The following is a 21,232-nucleotide window of genomic DNA, read 5'->3' on the forward strand; positions in this document are numbered from 1 at the left end:
GGCGAAACTTGCCTGGATTCGCGGAACGCCGAGCGACCTAGACCGCCGCGTAAATCCGCATCGACGGGCCGACCATGCGCAGACGGTCGCCGGGCACCAGCACGCTCATCGCATCCGAGTCGATTTCGGCCACCTGCTCGGCGCTCGAATCCCAGAGCAGGCGGTAGCCGTCGATCTTCGGGCCGAGCGGGATGCGGAAAGGCGCCGGGTCTTCGACACCGTGAATGAGCACGAGCACACGGTCGCGGCCATCGCCCGGCACCTCGGTCGAGGCGAGGAACTGCAGCGAGCGCAGCGTTGGGGTGTGCCACTGCCAGTCGTGCATCGGCTCGCCGAGCGGGTCGAACCAGCTTAGGCGGGCGGCCTCGGAGCGCGTGGTGTCGGTGTGGTTGAAGAGGCGCGGCCGCAGCACCGGATGCTCCTGCCGCAGCTGAATGAGTCGGCGCACGTGCGGAATGAGGGCTTCCTGCGGGCCGGTGAGGTTCCAATCGACCCAGCCGAACTCGGCGTTGTCCTGGTTGTACGGGTTGTTGTTGCCGTGCTGCGTGCGCCCGAACTCGTCGCCGGCGACGAGCATCGGCACGCCGGCCGAGATGAGCAGCGTGCCGAGCAGATTGCGGATCGCAAGCTGGCGGCTGCGGTCAATCAGCGGGTCGGCGCTGTCGCCCTCGCGGCCGAAGTTGAACGAGCGGTTGTCGTTCGTGCCGTCGCGCCCGAGCTCGCCGTTGAGGAGGTTGTGCTTGACGTTGTAACTCACGAGGTCGCGAAGCGTGAAGCCGTCGTGGGCGGTGACGAAGTTGATCGAGGCGAGCGGGCCGCGGGCATCGTTGAAGCGATCGGATGACCCCGCCATCGCGGTCGACAACTCGCCGAGGCCCTGGCGGTGCTGGCCGGTGATGCGCGCCTGCGAGAAGCTGTGCACCCAGAAGCTGCGCACGCGGTCGCGGAACTCGTCGTTCCACTCGGCCCAGCTGAACTCCTCGTCGCCGGGGAAGTTGCCGGTCTGCCAGCCGCCGGTGCCGACGTCCCACGGCTCGGCGATGAGCTTTGTTTCGCGCAGCACCGGGTCGTTCGTCATCGCTTGCAGCAGCGGGTGGTCGCGGTGGTAGGCGTGGTCGGCGCCACGGCCGAGCGTCACGGCGAGGTCGAAGCGGAAGCCGTCGACGCCGAACTCCTCGGTCCAGTACCGCAGCGAGTCGAGCACGAGGCGTTGCGCGGCCGGCAGGTTCGTGTCGAGCGAGTTGCCGCAGCCGGTGACGTCGAGCAGCTGCTCGCCGTCGAGGTGGCGGTAGTAGCTCGCGCGGTCGATGCCGGCGAACAGCACGGGCTCGCCGGTGTCGCCCTCGTCGGCGGTGTGGTTGTAGACGACGTCGAGCAGCACTTCGATGCCCGCGTCGTGCAGCGTCTGCACCATCGACTTGAATTCGCGGGCGACTGCCTCGGGGCCGGCGGCCTGCGCATCGGCCGTCGCGTAGTCGGCGTGGGGCGCGAAGAAACCGAGCGTGTTGTAGCCCCAGTAGTTCGTCGTGTCGGCGCGACGCAGGTGCGTCTCGCTTGTGAACGCCTGCACGGGCAGCAGTTCGACGGCGGTGATGCCGAGGCGCTGCAAGTGGGCGATGATGTTCGGATCCGCGAGGCCGGCGTAGGTGCCGCGCAGCGGCTCGGGCACGAACTCGGCGAGCTTCGTGAAGCCCTTCACGTGGAGCTCGTAGATGACCGAGTCCTGCAGCTTCGTCGCGGGCTTTGTCGACCAGTCGAACGCCTCGTGCTCGGTGACGATCGCGACCCAGCGCTGCTCACGCGCATCCCCGAGGTTTTCGACCGAGCGGGCGTACGGGTCGAGCACGAAGCGCTCGGGGTCGAAGCGGTGCACGTCGCCGCTCGGGCCGTCGACCGAAAGTGCGTAGCGGCGGCCGGGCGTCAGCCGATCGCATGTGACCGACCAGATGTCGCCGTCGCGGCGCATCCGCAGGCGCTCGGAAAGCTGCCCGGCGTCGTCGAAGAGCACGAGCGCCATATCGCTCGCGTGGTGGGACCAAACCCGGAGCGTGCCCGTGTGGAGTCCGAGTGGGGGAAGGTCGTGTGCCTGCATCGGTCACCGATTTTACAATTAGGAGTATGCCGATCTATTTGGATCATGCGGCGACCACGCCGCTTCGCCCCGCAGCCCGCGACGCCTGGCTTGCGGCTCACGAACGCGTCGGCAACCCCGCCTCTATTCACGCCCACGGGCAGAGCGCCCGCGCGAGCCTCGAGTCATCGCGCGATCGCCTCGCGCGGCACCTCGGCGCGCAGGCGATCGAGGTCGTACTGACTTCCGGCGGCACCGAGTCAATCAACCTCGCGATCAAGGGGTTTTGGTGGGCGGCGAACCCGGTGCCCGGCGCGCCCGCTCGGCCGCGCATCCTCACCACCCGGGCCGAACACCACGCGACGCTCGACGCGGTCGAGTGGCTCGTCGCGCACCAGGGCGCCGAGGCCGAGTTCGTGCCGGTGGATGCGCGGGGGTGCGTCGACCTGGATGCGCTCGAGCGGCTGCTCGCGGACGGCGCCGATCGCACGGCCGTGATCTCGGTGCTGCACGCCAATAACGAGGTGGGCACGGTGCAGCCGGTGGCCGAACTCGGCGAACTCGGGCGGCGGTTTGGCGTGCCGGTGCACATCGATGCGGTGGCGTCGCTCGGGCACGAGGATGTTGATCTGCGCGGCTGGGGTGTGCAGGCGGTGAGCGTGTCGGCGCACAAGGTCGGCGGGCCAGTCGGCGTGGGCGCGCTCGTGGTGTCGCGGGATGCGACGCTCGAGGCGCTCGTGCACGGCGGCGGCCAGCAGCGCGGGCTGCGCAGCGGCACACAGGATGTTGGGGGCGCGGCGGCGTTCGCGGCGGCGCTCGACGAGGCAGCCGACCCCGCCGAGCGCGAGCGCCTGCGCGGGCTGCGTGATGCGCTCATCCAAGGAATTCGCGAGGCGATTCCCGAGGCGCGGTTGCGTGGGGCCGAACCGGCCGATGGTGCGGATCCGCGGCTCGTGAACAACGTGCACTTCACGTTCCCGGGCGCGCAGGGAGACTCGCTCCTCTATCTGCTCGACATGGCGCAGTTGTCGGCGTCGACCGGCTCGGCGTGCCAGGCGGGCATCCCCGAACCGAGCCACGTGCTGCTCGCGATGGGCGACGACGAGGCGACGGCGCGAGGCGCCCTGCGCTTCACCCTCGGCTGGGACTCGACCTCCGCCGACGTCGCAGCCCTCCTCGACGCCCTCCCCGCCGCCTACAACACGGCCCGCCGAGCGGGCCTCAGCAACCGCCCCCGCTGACCCCCTGAGGGGGTTGTGTGGTCGTTGTTTGGAGTTTCCAGTGCCTGGAAACTGCAAAAAACGACCACTCAACCTAAGTAGGGCGGCAACGTAGGGGGTTGCGGTGGGGGAGAATTGTCGGGTCTGGTTTGAGGATGGGGAGCGCATGTTGAGTTGGAAGCTGCACGGGAATGGCCGCACGGTGAAGCCGGGCGAGGTGGTCGCACCGGATGAGCGGCTCGCGTGGCCCGTCACGATCGGCATCGGGGCTCAGCACGTCATCGCGATGTTTGGCGCGACGTTCCTCGTGCCGCTGCTCACCGGCTTTCCGCCCTCGACGACGCTGCTGTTCTCGGGCGTCGGCACGCTGCTGTTCCTGCTCATCACGCAGAACAAGGTGCCGAGCTACCTCGGCTCAAGCTTTGCGTTCATCTCGCCGATCATGGCCGCGACCGCGTCGAACAATATGGCGGTCGCCCTCGGCGGTGTGCTCATCACTGGCATCGTGCTCGCCCTCATCGGCATCCTCGTGCAGCTCGTCGGCACGCGCTGGATCACCTGGCTCATGCCCCCGGTTGTCATGGGCTCGATCGTCGCGCTCATCGGCTTCAACCTTGCGCCCACGGCCTACGACAACTTCGAACAGTCGGCGCCGACTGCCGTCGTCACGCTGTTCGCGGTGGTGCTCTGCACCGCACTGTTCCGCGGCATCCTCGGCCGCGTCTCGGTGCTCCTCGGCGTTGTCGTCGGGTACGTCTTCGCGATCTTCCGCGGCGAGGTGAACTTCGACCGCGTCGCCGATGCGGCCTGGATCGGCCTGCCCGAATTCCACACCCCCGAGTTCAACCTCGCGGTGCTGCCAATGTTCCTCCCGGTGATTCTCGTGCTCATCGCCGAGAACGTCGGCCACGTCACCTCGGTTGGCCAAATGACCGGCCGCAAGCTCGACCACATGGTTGGCCGCACGCTCGCCTCCGACGGCATCGCGACCGCGCTCTCGGCGACGTTCGGCGGTTCGCCGACGACCACCTACGGCGAGAACATCGGCGTCATGAGCGCCACCCGCGTCTACTCGACGGCGGCCTATTGGGTCGCGGGCATCGCCGCGATCCTGCTCGCGATGAGCCCGAAGGTCGGCGAGATCATCTTTTCGATTCCGGCCGGCGTGCTTGGTGGCGTTACCTTCGTGCTCTATGGCCTCATCGGCATCGTCGGCATTCGCATGTGGGTTGACTCGAAGGTGGACTTCGCCAAGCCGAAGAACCAGATGACCGCGGGCGTCGCACTCGTTGTCGGCATCGCGAACGTCACGTGGGACTTCGGTGGCATCATCTTCAACGGCATCGCCCTTGGCACCCTCGCGGCGCTCATCATCTACCACCTGATGAACCAGCTCGGCCGCCTCACCGGCACCGACCCGCGCGAAACCGCGACGTCGTCGGTCCCAGTGCAGGATGCGCCCCGCAGCTAGAGCCGCGGGGTTCCGCCCGGTACGGTGCGGCGCGGGCGAATGGCCTCGAACGCTGCGCCGTAGCCGAGCAGCGCATTGTCGTCGTAGGCGCGACCGGCGAAGGTGAGGCCCACGGGCATCCCGATGTCGGCCATCGTGCCCATCGGCACGGTGACGGTCGGGATGCCGAGGTGGCGTGGCACGAGGTTGCCGTTCGCGACCCACACGCCGTTGCGCCAGCCGAGCTCGGCCGAGGCCGGGTTCACATCCATGTCGGCCGGCCCGATGTCGGCGACGGCGGGGAAGACCACGGCGTCGAGGCCGAGCGCCTGCAACCAGTTCTCGAGGTCGATGCGGCGCGTCGCTTCGAGACCCATCAGCCCCTCGCCGATGGTTGGGATGTCTTCGAGCACCGGGATGCCGTGCTCACGTGCGAACCAGACGTAGCGGCGGATGTCGAAGTCGAGCGAGCCGTACTGGTCGGGCAGCGCGCCGGCAGGCTGCGGGAAGATGAGCTCCTCGTCGACATCGGCGAGGCGGTTGAGTCGCGGGTCGCCGTTCGCATCGAGAAAGTCGTGCCACGACCAGAGCGAGAGCTCGAGAATCTCGTGGTCGAGGTAGCCCTCGGGCAGCAGGCCGCGGGTGCCGATGGTCGGGGTGCCGGGTCGGTCGCCCTCGTAGTTGCTCACGACGGGGAAGTCGACCTCGACGACCTCGGCGCCGGCCGCCTCGAGGTCGGCGCGGGCAGCGCGCCAGAGCTCCATGATCGACTCGCGGGTATGGATGCGCGTGCCGGTCGGCCCGCCGAAGCGCGGCTGCTCGCCGGTGCCGGCCGCCTCGTCGGCGTTGATGTACATGCGCGGCACGCCGAAACGTTTGCCCTGCAGCGACGCCGACGCAGCGAGCGCCGGGTAGGACGCGGGCCGCACCTCGGAGGCGGCGGGGATCGTGACCCAGGGCTGCACGCGCCAGAAGTCGCCGCGCGTTTCGGCGTCGTCGGCGACCACGGCGTCGAGCACCTCGAGCAGATCGGCCATGCTGCGGGTGTGCGGCACCGCGACATCCATCGTCGGCACGAGCGGCCAGTTGCCGCGCATCGAGATGACGCCGCGCGAGGGCGTGTAGGCGCAGAGCGCGTTGTTCGAGGCGGGCGCGCGGCCCGACGACCACGACTCCTCGGCAAGGCCGAACGCGGCGAACGACGCGGCGGTCGCAGTGCCCGAGCCGTTCGACGACCCCGAGCCGAACGCCGAGGTGAGCCACTCGCGCTGGTACGGGCTCTCGGCGCGGCCGTAGACGCCCCGCTGCATCCCGCCATTCGCCATCGGTGGCATGTTCGTCAACCCGAGCAGCACGGCGCCGCCGGCGCGCAGCCGCTCGATTGTGAACGCGTCGCGCTGCGCGACGAGGTCTTTGAACGCGGGGGAGCCGGCGGCGACGGTGAGGCCGCGCGCCATGTAGCTGTCCTTCGCCGTGTACGGGATGCCGTCGAGCGGCCCGAGGGTTTCGCCGCGGGCGCGGCGCTCGTCGGATGCGCGCGCCTCGGCGAGCGCGTCGGGGTTGCGCACGACGATCGCGTTGAGCGCCCCGTCGTAGGCGTCGATGCGAGCCAGATAGGCCTCGACGAGGTCGACCGCGGTGGCCTGGCCCGTTTCGAGGGCCTCGCGAAGTTCGGCGATGCTCGCTTCGACGACGTCGACTGGGCGTTGGGTCACGGCGACCTCCTTGTATCCGGCTGCACCGGCGCCAGCTTAATCGATTTAGTTCCCGAAGTGTAGGCCCGGCCCACCTACGCTGGTCGCATGACAATGATGCACGGGCGAGGCACCGGTCGGAACATTCCTGACGAGTCGGTGATGCGCGAGCAGAACGGCGCCGCGCCCGAGGTACCGCACCTCTGGCGCCGCATCGGCACCCTCTTCGTGCCCTACCGCGCGCCGCTCTCGGTCGCGCTCATCCTCGTGCTTATCACCGCGGCACTCGGTGTCGCGCCCGCGCTGCTCACGCAGCAGGCGTTCGACCGCGGCCTGTTCCCGGTCGCGGGTGGCGGCCCCGACCTGGTCGCCCTGTGGTGGATCGTCGGCGCGATGGTCGCCGTGCTTATCGTGAGCGCCGGCATTTCGGTGTGGCAGACGTGGCTCACCGCGAAGGTCGGCAATTCGGTCACGGCCGATCTGCGCATGCGCCTGTTCGAGAAGCTCCAGTCGATGGAGCTCGGGTTCTTTGCCCGCACGAAGACGGGTGAGGTGCAGTCGCGCCTGCAGAACGACGTCGGCGGCGTCGCGAACGTGCTGCAGAACACCTTCACCTCGATCGTCGGCAACATCGTCACGACCATCGCCTCGATCGTCGCGATGTTCGTGCTGAGCTGGCAGCTCGCGGTGCTCTCGCTCATTATCCTGCCGCCGCTGCTCCTGCTGCAGCGTCGCGTCGGCCAGCGCCGCGCGCGCATCGCAACGAAGACGCAGCAGTCGCTCGCGAATATGACGGCGATGACCCAGGAGCAGCTCTCGGTGTCGGGTGTGCTGCTCACGAAGACGCTCGGCCGCGAAGACGCCGCGACCGCCGACTACCGCGCCGCGAACGAGCAGCAGGTGGGCCTGCAGATTCAGCAGGCCATGGCCGGCCAGCGCTTCTTCGCCTTCGTCAGCGTCGTCATGGCGCTCGTTCCCGTCATCATCTACGTCGTCGCCGGCTACCTCATCACCGGCGGCGCGACGCTCACGGCGGGTACGATCGTCGCCTTCACGAGCGTGAACACGCAGCTGCGCCGCCCGCTGCTCGGCCTGATGCGCACCGGCCTCGACGTGCAGACCTCGAAGGCGCTGTTCGCGCGCATCTTCGAATACCTCAACCTCCAGCCGGCCATTGTCGAGCCCGAGCAGCCGCAGCCGCTGCGGCCCGAGCGCGTCGGCGACATCGAGTTCCGCGACGTCGTCTTCCGCTACCCCGACCAGCGCGACGACGAGCCGGCGACGTTGAGCGGCGTCTCGTTCTCGGCGAAGTCGGGCGAGTTCGTGGCGTTCGTCGGCCCATCCGGCGCCGGCAAATCGACCATCGCCTACCTCTCGGCGCGGCTCTACGACGCGACGGATGGGGTGGTCGCCTTCGCGGGCACCGACGTGAAGCAGCTGCGCCGGGCCGACATCGTCGCAAACGTCGGCATGGTGAGCCAGGAGTCGTACCTCGTGCACGCGAGCATCGCCGAGAACCTCCGGCTCGCGAAACCCGACGCCTCGCTCGAGGAGCTCGAGACCGCGTGCCGCAAGGCGAGCATCCACGAGCAGATCATGACGTTCCCCGACGCCTACGAGACGATCGTGGGGGAGCGCGGCTACCGCCTCTCGGGCGGCGAGAAGCAGCGCGTCGCGATCGCCCGCGTGCTGCTGAAAGACCCGGCGGTGCTCGTGCTCGACGAGGCGACGAGCGCGCTGGATGCGGTGAGCGAGCGGCACGTGCAGGCGGCGATTGATGAGGCGAGCCGGGGCCGCACCGTGGTGGCGATTGCGCACCGGCTCTCGACGATCCGCGAGGCCGACGTCATTCACGTCGTGAGCCACGGCGAGATCGTCGAGCGCGGCACGCACGACGAGCTGCTCGCGGCCGGCGGAGCTTACGCGACCCTGTACGCCGAGTCGGGAGAGTAGCGCATCCAAGCGACCCTCGTAAACTAGACGGGTTATGAAGGTTCTTGCAGCAATGAGCGGCGGCGTTGACTCGTCGGTCGCGGCGGCCCGCGCGGTCGACGCTGGCCACGAGGTGGTTGGCGTGCACCTCGCGCTTTCGCGCGCGGGCGGCACCCTGCGGCAGGGCTCGCGCGGCTGTTGCACGATCGAGGATGCGATGGATGCGCGGCGCGTGTCGGACGCCCTTGGCATTCCCTTCTATGTCTGGGACTTCTCGGAGCGCTTCAAGCTCGACGTGGTCGACGACTTCATTGCCGAGTACGCCCAGGGCCGCACCCCGAACCCGTGCCTGCGCTGCAACGAGAAGATCAAGTTCGCGGCGCTGCTCGACAAGGCGCTCGACCTCGGCTTCGACGCGGTCGTCACCGGCCACTATGCCGAGGTCGTCGACCGCGAGGACGGCCAGCGCGAGCTGCACCGCTCGTCGGAGGAGGCGAAGGACCAGTCGTACGTGCTCGGAGTTCTCACCGCCGAGCAGCTCGAGCACTGCTGGTTCCCGCTCGGCGCGACGCCGTCGAAGGAGCTCATTCGCGAGGAGGCGCGCGAGCGCGGCTTCGTCACGGCGAACAAGCCCGATAGCTACGACATCTGCTTTATCCCCGACGGCGACACGCGCTCGTGGCTTGGCGAGCACATCCCGCTGCGCCCCGGCGCGATCGTCGACCGCTCTGGCGAGGTGCTTGGTGAGCACCAGGGTGCGAGCTCGTACACGGTCGGCCAGCGCAAGGGCCTCAACCTCTCGCGTCCGGCTGCCGACGGCCGCCCCCGGTTCGTGCTCGGCACCGACCCGCAGACGAACACCGTCACGGTCGGGCCGAAGGAGGCGCTCGCGGTGGGCGAGATCGCCGGCCAGCGCTTTAGCTGGGCGGGCGCCGCCCCCGACATCACCGAGTTTCGCTGCGACGTGCAGATTCGCGCGCACGCCGACCCGCAGCCCGGCACCTGCCGCATCCGTCGCGCCGCGCGCTCGACCCGGCCCGACGCGACCGAGCCGGGCGTCGAGATCTCGGTGCGGGTCGACACCCCGCTCGTCGGCGTCGCGACCGGCCAGTCGGCCGTGGTCTACGTCGGCAGCCGCGTGCTCGGCCAGTTCACCATCGACATCGCAACCTCGCAGCTCGACCTCGAGCCCGCATCCCTCGCCAAGGAGGCCAGTTGACCGGCGCAGCCGCACCCCAGCTCAAGGATGGGCAGGCGCTCGATCGTCTCAGCGAGCAGGCCGAGCGCTGGGCGCGCGGCTACAAGCACATCGATGACGAGACGAAGCTGCGCGCCGACTTTGACGCGAAGTTCCGCCACGAGGCCGGCCAGCTCGCCGCGCGTTGCACGCAGCCGGCGAGGCGATTCGGCGTCAAGGACTGGATTCTCGCCGTGCTGCTCTGGCTCATCATCGCGGCCGGCGTACTCATGGCCTCGATCTTCCTGATGCAGCCCGACATCACCTGGTTCTGGATCTTCGTTTCCGTCGCCATCGTCATCTTCGTGCTCGGCGTCGCGCTCGTTTACCGCGACACGACGAGCACGGCGCGCGCCGAGAAGCGCCTGCACGACAAGACCGAATGGCTCCTCGGAGCCTCCCTGCGCGCCGCCGAGTCGGTCGTGCGCGAACGCCGCGCCAAGAGGAGCTAGCCATGGCCGACCGCGATCCCGCTCTGGAATTCGACGAGGCTCGCGAGGAGGCTGATCGGCTCGCCGATCAGCTCACCCAGTGGTCGGCCGCGTACTACGAGGGCGACACGCAACTCGTCACCGACGCCGAGTACGACGCCGCGATGGCGCGCCTGCGCGAGCTCGAGGCGCAGTTCCCCGAGCTGCAGTCGCAAGACTCGCCGACGCAGGTCGTCGGCGGTGGCGCCTCCTCGCTCTTCGCCGAGGTGACGCACCGCGAACGGATGCTCTCGCTCGACAACGTGTTCTCGGTCGACGAGCTGCGCACCTGGCTCGGGCGTACCGGCGAGGCGGCCGGTGGCACGGTGCGCTGGCTCAGCGAGGTGAAGATCGACGGGCTCGCGATTTCGCTCACCTACGAGCGAGGCGCCCTGACGATCGCCGCGACGCGGGGCGACGGGCGCACGGGTGAGGACGTCACCGAGAACATTGCCGACATCGCGGCGATCCCGCAGCAGCTCACCGGTGAGGGCATTCCCGAGCTCGTCGAGGTGCGGGGCGAGGTGTTCTTCCGCGTCGACGATTTCCGCGCGCTCAATGCCGAACAGGCCGAGGCGGGCGAGCCGCTGTTCGCGAATCCCCGCAACGCCGCATCCGGCTCGTTGCGGCAGAAGCGCGAGGGTAAGACCGGCACGAAGCTCGACCTCATGCGCAGGCGGCTCGGCCGCCTCAGCATGTACGTGCACGGCATCGGCGCGTGGGAGCAGGGCGCGAACGCGAGCCCGCGACTCGAGAATCAGTCGGACTACTACGAGCTCTTCGCGAGCTGGGGCCTGCCGACGAGCCCGCACACGCGCGTGCTCGACTCGGCGGATGCGGTGGTCGACTACGTCGCCGAGTACGGCGAGCGCCGAGCCTCGATCGAGCACGAGCTCGACGGCATCGTCGTGAAGGTCGACAACCTCGCGCAGCACGACGAGCTCGGCGCGACCTCGCGCGCCCCGCGCTGGGCGATCGCCTACAAATACCCACCCGAAGAGGTGCACACGAAGCTCATCGACGTGCGCGTCGGCGTGGGCCGCACCGGCCGGGTGACCCCGTACGCCGTGATGGAGCCGGTGCGCGTCGCCGGCTCGACCGTGACGTTCGCGACGCTGCACAACCAGGATGTCGTGGTGGCGAAGGGCGTGCTCATCGGCGACACCGTCGTGCTGCGCAAGGCCGGCGACGTGATTCCCGAGGTGCTCGGCCCGGTGCTCGCGGAGCGGCCCGACGACGCTCGCCCCTTCGAGATGCCGACGGTGTGCCCCGAGTGCGGCACCGAGCTGCGCGCGATGAAAGAGGGTGACGTCGACCTGCGCTGCCCGAACGCTCGCAGCTGCCCGGCGCAGGTGCGCGGCCGCGTCGAGCACATCGGTTCACGCTCGGGCCTCGACATTGAGGTACTCGGCGAGGTGACCGCGGCGGCGCTCACCCAACCGGATGAACCCGAGACACCGCCGCTCGTGACCGAGGCCTCGCTGTTTGACCTCACGCTCGACGAGCTCGTGCCCATCGTCGTGACAGTGCGCGACGCCGACACGGGCGAGCCGAAGGTGGATGCTGACGGGACGCCGCGGCGGCGCACGCCTTTCCGCGTCGTCAAGTCGAAGACCTACGCGCCCGAGGCCGAGGGCATGACCGCGGCCGAGCGCCGCAAGGCCGGGTTCAAGAAGGATGTGCCGGTGTACGGCGCGTCGACGCAGGCCCAGAAGCTGCTCGACGAGCTCGAGAAGGCGAAGACGAAGGAGCTGTGGCGCCTGCTCGTGTCGCTGAACATCCGCCACGTCGGGCCGGTTGCGGCGCGCGCGCTCGCGGACTGGTTCGGTTCGCTCGACGCGATTCGCGCGGCCTCGGTCGAAGAGCTGTCGGCCGTCGAGGGTGTTGGCCCGATCATCGCCGAATCCATCGCCGAGTGGCTCCAGGTCGACTGGCATCTAGAGATCGTCGACCGCTGGACCGCCGCCGGCGTGCAGTGGGCGACGCCCGGTCACCCGGGCCCGGGCGCGAAAGAAGACATCGAGGGCCCGCTCACCGGCCTCACCGTCGTCGCGACCGGCACGCTCGAGGGCTTCACGCGCGAGGGCGCGAAGGAGGCGATCATCGCTGCGGGCGGCAAGGCCGCCAGCTCGGTCTCGAAGAAGACCGACTTCGTCGCTGCGGGCCCCGGCGCGGGTTCGAAGCTCACGAAGGCTGAAGAGCTCGGCATCCCGGTGCTCGACGCCGACGGCTTCCGCCTGCTGCTCGACGGCGGCCCGGATGCGGTGGCAGGGCTTGCTGCCGACGCCGACGCCTGACGCCTGACGCAGTCGCCCGCGCCGCAAGTGGCGCCGTGAACGACAACCGGCGCCGTGAGGATCGTGCCACTTGTCGGTGACGGCGCCAGTTCAGCTGGAATCGCCGGGTCGGGTGATATGCCAGGTGCGGTTCGGCTGCCCTGCTCGATGTTGAGTGGTCACTTTTTGTAGTCTCACCGCCCTGGAAACTCCAAACAACGACCACTCAACGGAAGGGGTCGGGGTGTGGGGTGGGCGAACTAGACTGGATTGGTCGTAATCGCACTCGAAGACGGAACGGTATGTCAGACATCACTCGTGCAGACGTCGAGCACCTGGCGGAGCTCTCGCGCATCGATCTCACGGAAGAAGAGATCGGGCGCATGACCGAGCAGCTCGGCGCCATCAACCAGCTCATCAGCAAGGTTCAGGAGGTCGCGACGCCCGACGTTGCGCCCGCAAGCCACCCGTTCGTGAACGCGAATGTCACGCGCCCCGACGAGGCGGCGCCGACCCTCGACCGCGATGAGGTGCTCGAACAGGCCCCCGACCGCGACGAGACCCGGTTCAAGGTCACCGCGATCTTGGGGGAGGAAGCCTAATGACCGACCTCACCAAGCTCACCGCCGCCGAACTCGCGCAGCGCCTGACGGCCGGCGAAACGACCTCGGTCGAAGCGACGCAGGCGCACCTGGACCGCATCACCGCCGTTGACGGCGTCGTGCACGCGTACCTCACTGTCGACGCCGAGGGCGCGCTGCAGCAGGCTGAGGCCGCCGACGCGGCCCGCGCTGCCGGTGACACCACCTCGCCGCTCGCCGGCGTGCCGATCGCGGTCAAGGACAACCTCGTCACCCGCGGCCTCGAGACCACGGCGGGCAGCCGCATCCTCGAGGGCTGGCAGCCGCCGTACGACGCGCACGTCATCGAACGCCTGCGCGCCGCCGGCATGCCGATTCTCGGCAAGACGAACATGGATGAGTTCGCGATGGGCTCGTCGACCGAGACCTCGGGCTTTGGCGCCACGAACAACCCGTGGGGTCTCGACCGGATCCCTGGTGGCTCGGGCGGTGGTTCGGCCGCGGCCGTCGCCGCCTTCGAGGCACCGATCGCGCTCGGCACCGACACGGGCGGCTCGGTGCGCCAGCCCGCCTCGGTCACCGGCACCGTTGGCGTGAAGCCGACCTACGGCGGCGTGAGCCGCTACGGCGCCATCGCGATGGCCTCCTCGCTTGACCAGATCGGTCCCGCCGCGCGCACGGTGCTCGACGCGGCGCTGCTCCACGACGTCATCGGTGGCCACGACGTGCGCGACCAGACCTCGATGACCCACGACTGGCCGTCGTTCGCGTCTGCCGCGCAAGCTGGCCTCGAGTCGGATGCGGTGGCTGGCCTGCGCGTCGGCGTGCCGCGCCAGCTGGCCGAGGGCGAGGGCTTCGAGGCGGGCGTGCGCGAGCGCTTCCAGGAGGCGCTCGACGTGCTCACCGCTCGCGGCGCGACGATCACCTGGATCGACCTCGACACCCTCGACTACGCCGTCGCGGCGTACTACCTGCTCATGCCCGCCGAGGTTTCGAGCAACCTCGCCCGCTACGACTCGGTGCGCTACGGTCTGCGCGTTACGCCCGAGGGCGCGAACGTCGAGCAGGTCATGAGCGCGACCCGTGCCGCCGGCTTCGGCGACGAGGCGAAGCGCCGCATCCTGCTCGGCACCTACGCCCTGTCGAGCGGCTACTACGACGCCTACTACGGCTCGGCGCAGAAGGTGCGCACCCTCGTGCAAGGTGACTTTGACCGCGCGTTCGGCGAGGTCGACGTGCTGGTCGCACCGACGTCGCCGACGGTCGCGTGGAAGCTCGGCGAGCGCCTCGACGACCCGACCGCGATGTACGTCGCCGACATCACGACGATTCCCGCGAACCTTGCGGGCATCCCGGCCCTGTCGCTGCCCATGGGCCTGAGCGAGGGCCTGCCGGTCGGCTTCCAATTCATGGCGCCCGCGCGCGAGGACGCCCGCCTTTACAAGGTCGGCGCCGCGCTCGAGGCAGCACTCAACGAACAATGGGGGAGCCCGCTCTACGCGCAGGCCCCCGAGCTGAAGGAGGCGTAGCGAGATGGCGAAGCCGGAACTCATGGACTTCGATGCCGCGCTCGAGAAGTACGAGCCCGTCATCGGCCTCGAGGTGCACGTCGAGCTTTCGACGAAGACGAAAATGTTCTCGCCCGCACCGAACCCCTCGGGCGACGAACATGACGCCGAGCCGAATACGCAGATCGGCCCCGTCGACCTCGGATTGCCGGGTACGCTACCCGTCGTGAACGAGGAGGCGGTGCGCTACTCGATTCAGCTCGGGCTCGCGCTCGGCTGCTCGATCGCCGAGGAGTCGTCGTTCGCGCGTAAGAACTACTACTACCCCGACAGCCCCCGCAACTACCAGATCTCGCAGTACGACGACCCGATCGCGTTCGAGGGCGAGGTCGAGGTTGAGCTCGAGGACGGCACGGTGTTCCAGGTGCCGATCGAGCGCGCGCATATGGAGGACGACGCGGGCAAGCTCACGCACATGGGCTCGACCGGGCGCATCCAGGGCGCGAGCTCGTCGCTCGTCGACTACAACCGCGCGGGTGTGCCGCTCGTCGAGATCGTCACGAAGCCGATCTTCGGCGGCGAGGCACGCACCCCCGAGCTTGCGGCGGCGTATGTGTCGACGATTCGCGACATCGCCCGTTCGCTCGGCGTCTCGTACGCTCGCATGGAGCGCGGCAACCTGCGCTGCGACGCGAACGTGTCGCTGCGTCCCCGCGGCGAGGAGAAGCTCGGCACGCGCACCGAGACGAAGAACATCAACTCGTTCCGCTCGATCGAGCGCGCCGTGCGCTACGAAATTCAGCGTCAGGCCGCGCTGCTCGACCAGGGCACCGCGATCACGCAGGAGACGCGACACTGGCACGAAGACACCGGCCGCACCTCGTCGGGGCGTCCGAAGTCTGACGCCGATGACTACCGGTACTTCCCCGAGCCCGACCTCATGCCGCTTCGCCCGAGCCGCGAGCTCGTCGAGGAACTGCGGGCGGCCCTGCCCGAACAACCGGTGCTGCGCCGCCGGCGCCTGCGCGGCGAGTGGGAGTTCAGCGGTCAAGTGTTCCAGGACATCGTCAACGGTGGCCTGCTCGACGCGGTCGACGAGACGGTCAAGGCCGGTGCGGCCCCGCAGGGCGCCCGCAAGTGGTGGCTCGGCGAGCTGAGCCGCCTCGCGAACGAGCAGGGCGTGCACCCGACCGCCCTCGCGACGCCGCAGCAGGTTGCCGAGCTCGAGGCACTCATCGCCGACGGCACCGTCAACGACAAGCTCGCGCGCCAGGTGCTCGAGGGCGTGCTCGCGGGCGAGGGGTCGCCGCGCGAGGTCGTGGATGCGCGCGGGCTCGCGGTGGTCTCGGACGACGGCGCGCTCATCGCCGCAATCGACGAGGCGCTCGCGGCACAGCCCGACGTGCTCGCGAAGATTCAGGACGGCAAAGTGCAGGCCGCCGGCGCCGTCATCGGCGCGGTCATGAAGGCCATGGGCGGCCAGGCCGACGCGAAGCGCGTGCGCGAGCTCATTCTCGAGCGCGCACAGGCGTAACCACAGAAAGTAGTGGGCGGTGGGCACGATGCCCACCGCCCACTTCTTACGTCTCCGCCAGGTAGTCGAGCTGAGCCGCGACCGACAACCGGGCGGCGCCCGCCGCGGCGACGCCCGGATAGATGAGCTCGACGAGGCGGTCGATGAGCCCCTCGTCGACGCGGGGTGCCTCGCCGAGCTGCGCGAGCGCATCCTGAATCTGCTTGAGTCGGCCGAGGCGGTGCTCGCGCAGCTCGCGTACGGCCTCGTCGCCCGCCTCGATCTCGTCGCCGTGGCCGGGCAGGATGCGGCTGGCGCCGAGCTTCTCGAGCTGGTCGAGCGACGCGAGGTAGTCGCGCAGCGTGCCGTCGGGGTATTCGAGCACGGTGGTCGAACCGCCGAGCACGGTGTCGCCGGTGAGCACGGCGTGGGCCTCGGGCACGAGCACGCTCATCGAGTCGCTCGTGTGGCCCGGGGTGGCGAGGATGCGCAGGCTCGTGTCGCCGAGCGCGATCGCTTCGCCGTTGTGGAGCGGCTCGGCACCCCGGCACCACTCGGGCGAGATGGCGCGGGCGGATGCGCCGGTGCGCGTCACGAGCTCGTCGACCGCGGCCGTGTGGTCGCTGTGGCGGTGGGTGGAGAGCACGAGCACGATCTGCTCGGCGGTCGCGACGATCGCATCGAGGTGCTCGGCCTCGAGCGGGCCCGGGTCGACGACGCAGCTCACCTCGCCGCTCGTGATGACGTACGTGTTCGTTCCGGTCAGGGTCATCGGTGACGGGTTGTTCGCCCGCACCTGCGCGATGTCGACAGCCATACCGCCAGCGTATCGCCCGAGATATGGTGCACAGGTGACCACACCCGCATCGCCCGAAACCACCGAACGCCTCGCCGCCACCGTGCTCCTGCTGCGCGACGGCGACGAGGGCATCGAGGTGCTCATGCTGCAGCGCCCGTCGCGCGGCTCCTTTGCGAGCGCCTGGGTGTACCCGGGCGGCAAGGTCGACCCCGAAGACGGCCACCTGGCCGACGAGGAGGCAGCGGCGCGCGTCGCGGCCGCCCGCGAGGTGCGCGAGGAGACCGAGCTCGTGGTCGACCCGGCGAGCCTCACGCCGCTCGCGATCTTCAGCCCGCCGCAGGGCGTCACGCCGCGATTTCGCACCTGGTTCTTCGTCGCCCCGACGTTCTCGGGCACGCCGGTGCCTGCCGAGGCCGAGGCGGTGGCGCTCGAGTGGGTGCGCCCGCAGCAGATGCTCGACGCGCACGCGAACGACGCGCTCACGCTGATCGTGCCGACCTGGGTCATGCTCGACAAGCTCACGAAGTATGCCGGCGTCGCCGAGGCCCTCGCCGAGCTGCGTTCGGGCGGCTTCGAAGAACTCCCGACCCGGGCGCGCGACGGCGGCATCATCTGCTGGCCGGGCGACGCGATCTACGACGACCCCGAGGCCCTCGGCGAGGCCCGCCACCGCGTCGAGACGGCCACGAAACCCTGGCGCTACCTCCGGGGCTAATCGCCGCCCAGACCGCACTACGCTGAGCACATGAGCCAAGCAGCGTCGCCTCGGCCCGGCATTGCCGAACGCCTCTCGCGCATGATTCAAGTGCCAACCGTGTCGGCCGAACTCGACGTGCGCGGGCACGAGCCGTTCGAGGCGTTCGTCAGTCTGCTGGCCGAGCTGTACCCGCGCATCCACGCCTCGCTCGAGCTCGAGCGCATCACCGACTTCGGCTTGCTTTATCGCTGGCCGGGCGCAACGCCGACGGCCGACCCGGTCGTGCTCATGGCGCACTACGACGTCGTGCCGGTCGACGAGTCTGACCCCTGGACCCACCCGCCCTTCGAGGGTCACATCGAGGGCGGCAGCGTCTACGGCCGCGGCGCGCTCGACGACAAGGGGCCGCTCGTCGTGCTGCTCGACGCCGTTGAGAACCTGCTCGCCGACGAGTTCGTGCCCGCACGCGACGTCTACCTCTCGTTCGGCGGCAATGAAGAGACCTTCGGCGCCGCGGCGCAAGCGATCGTCGAGGTGTTCCGCGAGCGCGAGCTCACGCCGTGGCTCGTGCTCGACGAGGGCGGCGCGGTCACCGACGCGCCGCTCCCGTTCGTGCTGGGCCTCGCCGCGATGGTCGGCGTCGGCGAAAAGGGCGTCGCGACGGTGCAGCTCACTGCCCGCAGCGACGGCGGCCACGCCTCGACTCCGCCGCCGCTCACCGCCGTCGGCCGCGTCTCGCGCGCAGTCTCGCGGCTCACGCCCACGACGTTCACGGCGCGGGTGCCGGCGGCGATTACCCGGATGCTCGGGCTGTTCGCCGCGCGCAGCACCGGCGTCGGCCGGCTGCTCTACCGGCTGCTCGCGGCATGGCCCTGGCTCAACGCGCGCGGCTTCGCGCGGCTCGGCGGGGAGGCCGCCGCGCTCGTGCGCACGACCGTCGCACCCACGAAGATCACCGGCGGCACGGCCCACAACGTGCTGCCCTCGCAGGCCGAGGCCGTCGTCAACCTGCGGCTCGCGCTCGGCGAGACGGTCGCCGGCACGGTGCGGCGGCTGCAGCGTCGCATCGCCGACCGCAGCGTCGCGGTCGAGGTGCTCGAAGGCAGCGACGCGTCGCCCGAGTCGCCGAGCGACGGCCCGCAGTTCGCGCTCATCGCCGAGGCGGTGCGCGTCTCTCACCCGGCCGCGATCACGGTGCCCTATGTGACGATGGCTGCGACCGACTCGCGGTACTTCCACCAGATCTGCCCCGCGACGTATCGCTTCGCGCCGCTGCTCATGAACGCCGAGCAGCGCGCCTCGATTCACGGCGTCGACGAGCGAGTCGACATCGCCGAGCTCGAGCGCGGCGAGCGGTTCCACCGCACCCTCATCGAAGGAATCCGAGCGTGAGCGCCCGGCGCCGGCGCGCATCCCTCGGCCCGCTCGCGGGCATCGTTGGCCTGCTCGCCTTCGTCGAGTTCACGAGCGGGGTGCTGCAGGGGTACTACACCCCGATGCTCACCGACATCGCGCGGCACCTCGACGTGCACGATGCCGACGTCAACTGGCTCGAGGGCGCGCAGCTCATGCTCAGCGCGCTCGTCGTGCCGGCGTTCGCGAAGCTCGGCGACATGTTCGGGCACAAGCGCATGCTGCTCTGGTCGACCGCGATCACGGCCATCGCGTCGCTCGCGCTGCCGTTCTCGAACTCATTCGGGCTCTTCCTCGCCGCCTGGGCGCTGCAGGGCGTCTACGTCGTGTGGCTGCCCCTCGAGGTCGCAATCATCTGGTCGCGCACCCGCGGCCGCGAGGACGCCTCGCTGCTCACAGCCCGCGCCGCCGGCATCCTCGTCGCCACCCTCGAGGCCGGCGCGATCACCGGCGCGCTGCTCGGCGGCCAGCTCGTCGACACGCTGCCGCTCTGGGTCGTGCTGCTTGTGCCGGCGCTGCTCGTCGTCGCGTGCTTCTTCGTGATTCGCTTCGGCGTGCGCGAGTCCGACCTGCTCACGGGCGGCAAGATCGACCTCGTGGGGCTCGTGCTCGTGTCACTCGCGCTGATCGCGTTCACGGGCGGCCTGAGCCTGCTGCGGCTCGGGGGAGCCGCGAGCCCGGTGGCCTGGGGCGTCGTCGCGCTCGGCCTGCTGCTGCTCGTGCCGTTCGTGCGCTACGAGCTGCGCCACCCCGACCCGCTCATCGACGTGCGGATGTTCCGCTCGCCAGCCCTCGCGCCCGTGTTCCTCACGGCCGGGCTCTTCGGCGTGAGCGTGCTCGGCTCGCAGGCGCCGCTGTCGACGTTCGCCCGCACCGACCCCGAGGTCTACGGCTATGGACTCGGCACCTCGGGCTTCAGCACCTCGCTCATCATCGGCCTCTACCTCATCGCGATGATCGCGGGCGCGCTGCTCTTCTCGCGGGTGTCGCGCTGGATCACGCCGCGCCTCACGCTCGTCGCCGCGGCGCTGCTCGTCGGCGTCGGCTACCTGCTCTTCCTGCCGCTCCACAACACGTACGCGCAGGTCATCGTGAACATGGTCGTCGCGGGCGTCGGCTCGGGCGCGCTTGTCGCGGCGCTTCCGGCCGCCGCCGCAGCCGCCGCGCCACCGACGCAGACCGGCGTCGCGACGGGCCTCACGAACTCGGTGAAGACCGTCGGCGGCGCGATCGCGTCGGCCACCTTCGGCATCGCGCTCATGCAGGGCACGGCCGGCCCCACGGCGACGGCCGATGCGACCGCCGGCTCGCTCGCCGGCTACTTCACCGTCTGGATCGTCTGCGGCGTCACGGGGCTCATCGCGGCCGTGCTACTGCTGTTCGTGCCGAAGGCGGCGTTCACCGACGCGGCGGCGCCAGCGCCTACGCCTCGGGCTTGAGGCGAATCATCGCCTCCTGCGACACGCTCGCGACGAGCAGGCCCTCGCGGGTGTAGAACTCGCCGTGCGTGAGCGCGCGCCCGCCGTGCGCGTTCGTCGAGTGCAGCACGAGCAGCAGCCACTCGTCGGCGCGCGCGAAGCGGTGCCACCACACGCTGTGGTCGAGGCTCGCGACGCGCAGCCGCGGCTCGGTCCAGGCGAGGCCGTGGCGGCGCAGCACGGGGTCGAGCATGAGGTAATCGCTCGCGTAGGCGAGGGATGCGCGGTGCACGACCTCGTCGTCGGGCAGCTGGTCGACGGCGCGAATCCACACGGCCTGCTCGGCGACGCGGCCGGAGGCGGGCTGGAGGAAGATGGGCTCGTCGGCGTAGCGCAGCTCGAACGGGCGCCGGTTGATCCAGTAGTTCGCGAGGGCCTCACCGGCAACCGCGACCTGGGCGGCTGCGCTCGGCAGCTGCTCTGGGCCGGGGATGCCGTGCGGCATCTCGGCGTAGTGGTCGAGCCCCTCCGAGTCGACCTGGAAGCTCGCGATCATCGACCAGATCGGCTCGCCGTACTGGAACGCCTGCACGAGGCGCGTCGAGAACGAGTTGCCGTCGTGGCTGCGTTCGACCGAGAAGGTGATCGGCTCGTGCACGTTGCCGGGGCGGAGAAAGTTGCCACGCATCGAGTGGATGTGCCGGTCGTCGGCGACGGTGCGGGTCGCGGCGACGAGTGACTGCGCCGCGACCTGCCCGCCGAAGATGCGCCCGTGGGGCATCCACTGGCTCTGCCCCGTGAAGATGTCGCGCGAGGTGCGCGCACCGGTCTCTGAGAGCGCGAGGGTGCCCAGGAACGATTCGAGCGGTGGCACCTTCTCGAGCTCGGTGAGGTCGACGGTGTCGCCCGGCGCCAGGATCGCGCCGCTCGGGCGATTGCTACTTGCCGCGAGC

At 69.9% G+C, this 21,232-nt stretch carries 16 protein-coding genes; 12 read left to right on the plus strand and 4 right to left on the minus strand.

Going from position 1 to position 21,232, the window contains the following annotated elements:
- Positions 1-37: 37 nt before the first annotated feature.
- A complete protein-coding gene (gene glgX / locus M3M28_RS02860) occupies positions 38-2,092 on the minus strand; it encodes a glycogen debranching protein GlgX (RefSeq protein WP_249387345.1) in 2,055 nt (684 codons plus the stop codon).
- 26 nt (positions 2,093-2,118) lie between these two features.
- Between glgX and M3M28_RS02865 the strand changes: the two genes are divergently transcribed.
- Both M3M28_RS02865 and M3M28_RS02870 read left to right on the plus strand, forming a co-directional pair.
- Positions 2,119-3,312, plus strand: coding sequence for a cysteine desulfurase family protein (locus M3M28_RS02865; protein ID WP_249387346.1), 1,194 nt, complete (start codon positions 2,119-2,121; stop codon positions 3,310-3,312).
- A gap of 145 nt (positions 3,313-3,457) precedes the next feature.
- Positions 3,458-4,762 (plus strand): uracil-xanthine permease family protein, encoded by a 1,305-nt coding sequence (locus M3M28_RS02870; RefSeq protein ID WP_249387347.1) that lies wholly within the window; start codon positions 3,458-3,460, stop codon positions 4,760-4,762.
- Here M3M28_RS02870 and M3M28_RS02875 read toward each other — a convergent pair.
- Positions 4,759-6,456, minus strand: coding sequence for an amidase (locus M3M28_RS02875; protein ID WP_249387348.1), 1,698 nt, complete (start codon positions 6,454-6,456; stop codon positions 4,759-4,761). The genes M3M28_RS02870 and M3M28_RS02875 overlap by 4 nt on opposite strands.
- An 87-nt stretch (positions 6,457-6,543) precedes the next feature.
- Here M3M28_RS02875 and M3M28_RS02880 point away from each other — a divergent pair, with 87 nt between their 5' ends.
- The 7 genes from M3M28_RS02880 (at position 6,544) to gatB (ending at position 15,973) form a co-directional block, all read left to right on the plus strand.
- Positions 6,544-8,388 (plus strand): ABC transporter ATP-binding protein, encoded by a 1,845-nt coding sequence (locus M3M28_RS02880; RefSeq protein WP_249387349.1) that lies wholly within the window; start codon positions 6,544-6,546, stop codon positions 8,386-8,388.
- Positions 8,389-8,422: 34 nt separating this feature from the next.
- Positions 8,423-9,586, plus strand: coding sequence for a tRNA 2-thiouridine(34) synthase MnmA (gene mnmA, locus M3M28_RS02885; protein ID WP_249387350.1), 1,164 nt, complete (start codon positions 8,423-8,425; stop codon positions 9,584-9,586).
- Positions 9,583-10,056: a hypothetical protein gene (locus tag M3M28_RS02890; protein ID WP_249387351.1), complete on the plus strand. Its 474-nt coding sequence runs from the start codon at positions 9,583-9,585 to the stop codon at positions 10,054-10,056. The genes mnmA and M3M28_RS02890 overlap by 4 nt, the downstream gene beginning before the upstream one ends.
- Positions 10,057-10,058: 2 nt before the next feature.
- On the plus strand, positions 10,059-12,371 hold the full coding sequence (ligA, locus tag M3M28_RS02895; protein WP_249387352.1) for an NAD-dependent DNA ligase LigA: 2,313 nt from the start codon (positions 10,059-10,061) through the stop codon (positions 12,369-12,371).
- A gap of 281 nt (positions 12,372-12,652) precedes the next feature.
- Positions 12,653-12,952: an Asp-tRNA(Asn)/Glu-tRNA(Gln) amidotransferase subunit GatC gene (gene gatC, locus M3M28_RS02900; RefSeq protein ID WP_164509824.1), complete on the plus strand. Its 300-nt coding sequence runs from the start codon at positions 12,653-12,655 to the stop codon at positions 12,950-12,952.
- Positions 12,952-14,460 (plus strand): Asp-tRNA(Asn)/Glu-tRNA(Gln) amidotransferase subunit GatA, encoded by a 1,509-nt coding sequence (gene gatA / locus M3M28_RS02905; protein WP_249387353.1) that lies wholly within the window; start codon positions 12,952-12,954, stop codon positions 14,458-14,460. Before gatC ends, gatA begins: the two co-directional genes overlap by 1 nt.
- Before the next feature lie 4 nt (positions 14,461-14,464).
- Positions 14,465-15,973: an Asp-tRNA(Asn)/Glu-tRNA(Gln) amidotransferase subunit GatB gene (gatB, locus tag M3M28_RS02910; protein ID WP_249387354.1), complete on the plus strand. Its 1,509-nt coding sequence runs from the start codon at positions 14,465-14,467 to the stop codon at positions 15,971-15,973.
- 46 nt (positions 15,974-16,019) lie between these two features.
- Here the strand turns inward: gatB and M3M28_RS02915 are convergent, their stop codons facing one another.
- Complete coding sequence (locus M3M28_RS02915; protein ID WP_249387355.1) at positions 16,020-16,769, minus strand: MBL fold metallo-hydrolase; 750 nt, start codon at positions 16,767-16,769, stop codon at positions 16,020-16,022.
- Between the two features lie 34 nt (positions 16,770-16,803).
- Here M3M28_RS02915 and M3M28_RS02920 point away from each other — a divergent pair, with 34 nt between their 5' ends.
- From M3M28_RS02920 to M3M28_RS02930, 3 genes are read left to right on the plus strand one after another with little or no spacing between them, the layout of a single operon-like run.
- The gene (locus M3M28_RS02920; protein WP_249387356.1) at positions 16,804-17,466 is read left to right on the plus strand and encodes an NUDIX domain-containing protein; all 663 of its coding nucleotides are present in this window, start codon (positions 16,804-16,806) and stop codon (positions 17,464-17,466) included.
- 30 nt (positions 17,467-17,496) lie between these two features.
- Positions 17,497-18,840, plus strand: a complete 1,344-nt coding sequence (locus tag M3M28_RS02925; RefSeq protein WP_249387357.1) for a M20/M25/M40 family metallo-hydrolase — start codon at positions 17,497-17,499, stop codon at positions 18,838-18,840.
- Positions 18,837-20,300: an MFS transporter gene (locus M3M28_RS02930; protein WP_249387358.1), complete on the plus strand. Its 1,464-nt coding sequence runs from the start codon at positions 18,837-18,839 to the stop codon at positions 20,298-20,300. Before M3M28_RS02925 ends, M3M28_RS02930 begins: the two co-directional genes overlap by 4 nt.
- Here M3M28_RS02930 and M3M28_RS02935 read toward each other — a convergent pair.
- On the minus strand, positions 20,284-21,195 hold the full coding sequence (locus M3M28_RS02935; RefSeq protein ID WP_431193866.1) for an acyl-CoA thioesterase: 912 nt from the start codon (positions 21,193-21,195) through the stop codon (positions 20,284-20,286). The genes M3M28_RS02930 and M3M28_RS02935 overlap by 17 nt on opposite strands.
- Positions 21,196-21,232 lie beyond the last annotated feature (37 nt).

Origin of the sequence: Gulosibacter sediminis, from assembly GCF_023370115.1 — a bacterium.
Classification (GTDB): domain Bacteria; phylum Actinomycetota; class Actinomycetes; order Actinomycetales; family Microbacteriaceae; genus Gulosibacter; species Gulosibacter sediminis_A.

What these genes read in the sequence shown, in the direction of transcription:
- glgX (WP_249387345.1), bottom strand. Translation starts at nt 2,092, where the DNA reads ATGCAGGCACACGACCTTCCCCCACTCGGACTCCACACGGGCACGCTC.
- M3M28_RS02865 (WP_249387346.1), top strand. Translation starts at nt 2,119, where the DNA reads ATGCCGATCTATTTGGATCATGCGGCGACCACGCCGCTTCGCCCCGCA.
- M3M28_RS02870 (WP_249387347.1), top strand. Translation starts at nt 3,458, where the DNA reads ATGTTGAGTTGGAAGCTGCACGGGAATGGCCGCACGGTGAAGCCGGGC.
- M3M28_RS02880 (WP_249387349.1), top strand. Translation starts at nt 6,544, where the DNA reads ATGACAATGATGCACGGGCGAGGCACCGGTCGGAACATTCCTGACGAG.
- mnmA (WP_249387350.1), top strand. Translation starts at nt 8,423, where the DNA reads ATGAAGGTTCTTGCAGCAATGAGCGGCGGCGTTGACTCGTCGGTCGCG.
- ligA (WP_249387352.1), top strand. Translation starts at nt 10,059, where the DNA reads ATGGCCGACCGCGATCCCGCTCTGGAATTCGACGAGGCTCGCGAGGAG.
- gatC (WP_164509824.1), top strand. Translation starts at nt 12,653, where the DNA reads ATGTCAGACATCACTCGTGCAGACGTCGAGCACCTGGCGGAGCTCTCG.
- gatA (WP_249387353.1), top strand. Translation starts at nt 12,952, where the DNA reads ATGACCGACCTCACCAAGCTCACCGCCGCCGAACTCGCGCAGCGCCTG.
- gatB (WP_249387354.1), top strand. Translation starts at nt 14,465, where the DNA reads ATGGCGAAGCCGGAACTCATGGACTTCGATGCCGCGCTCGAGAAGTAC.
- M3M28_RS02915 (WP_249387355.1), bottom strand. Translation starts at nt 16,769, where the DNA reads ATGGCTGTCGACATCGCGCAGGTGCGGGCGAACAACCCGTCACCGATG.
- M3M28_RS02925 (WP_249387357.1), top strand. Translation starts at nt 17,497, where the DNA reads ATGAGCCAAGCAGCGTCGCCTCGGCCCGGCATTGCCGAACGCCTCTCG.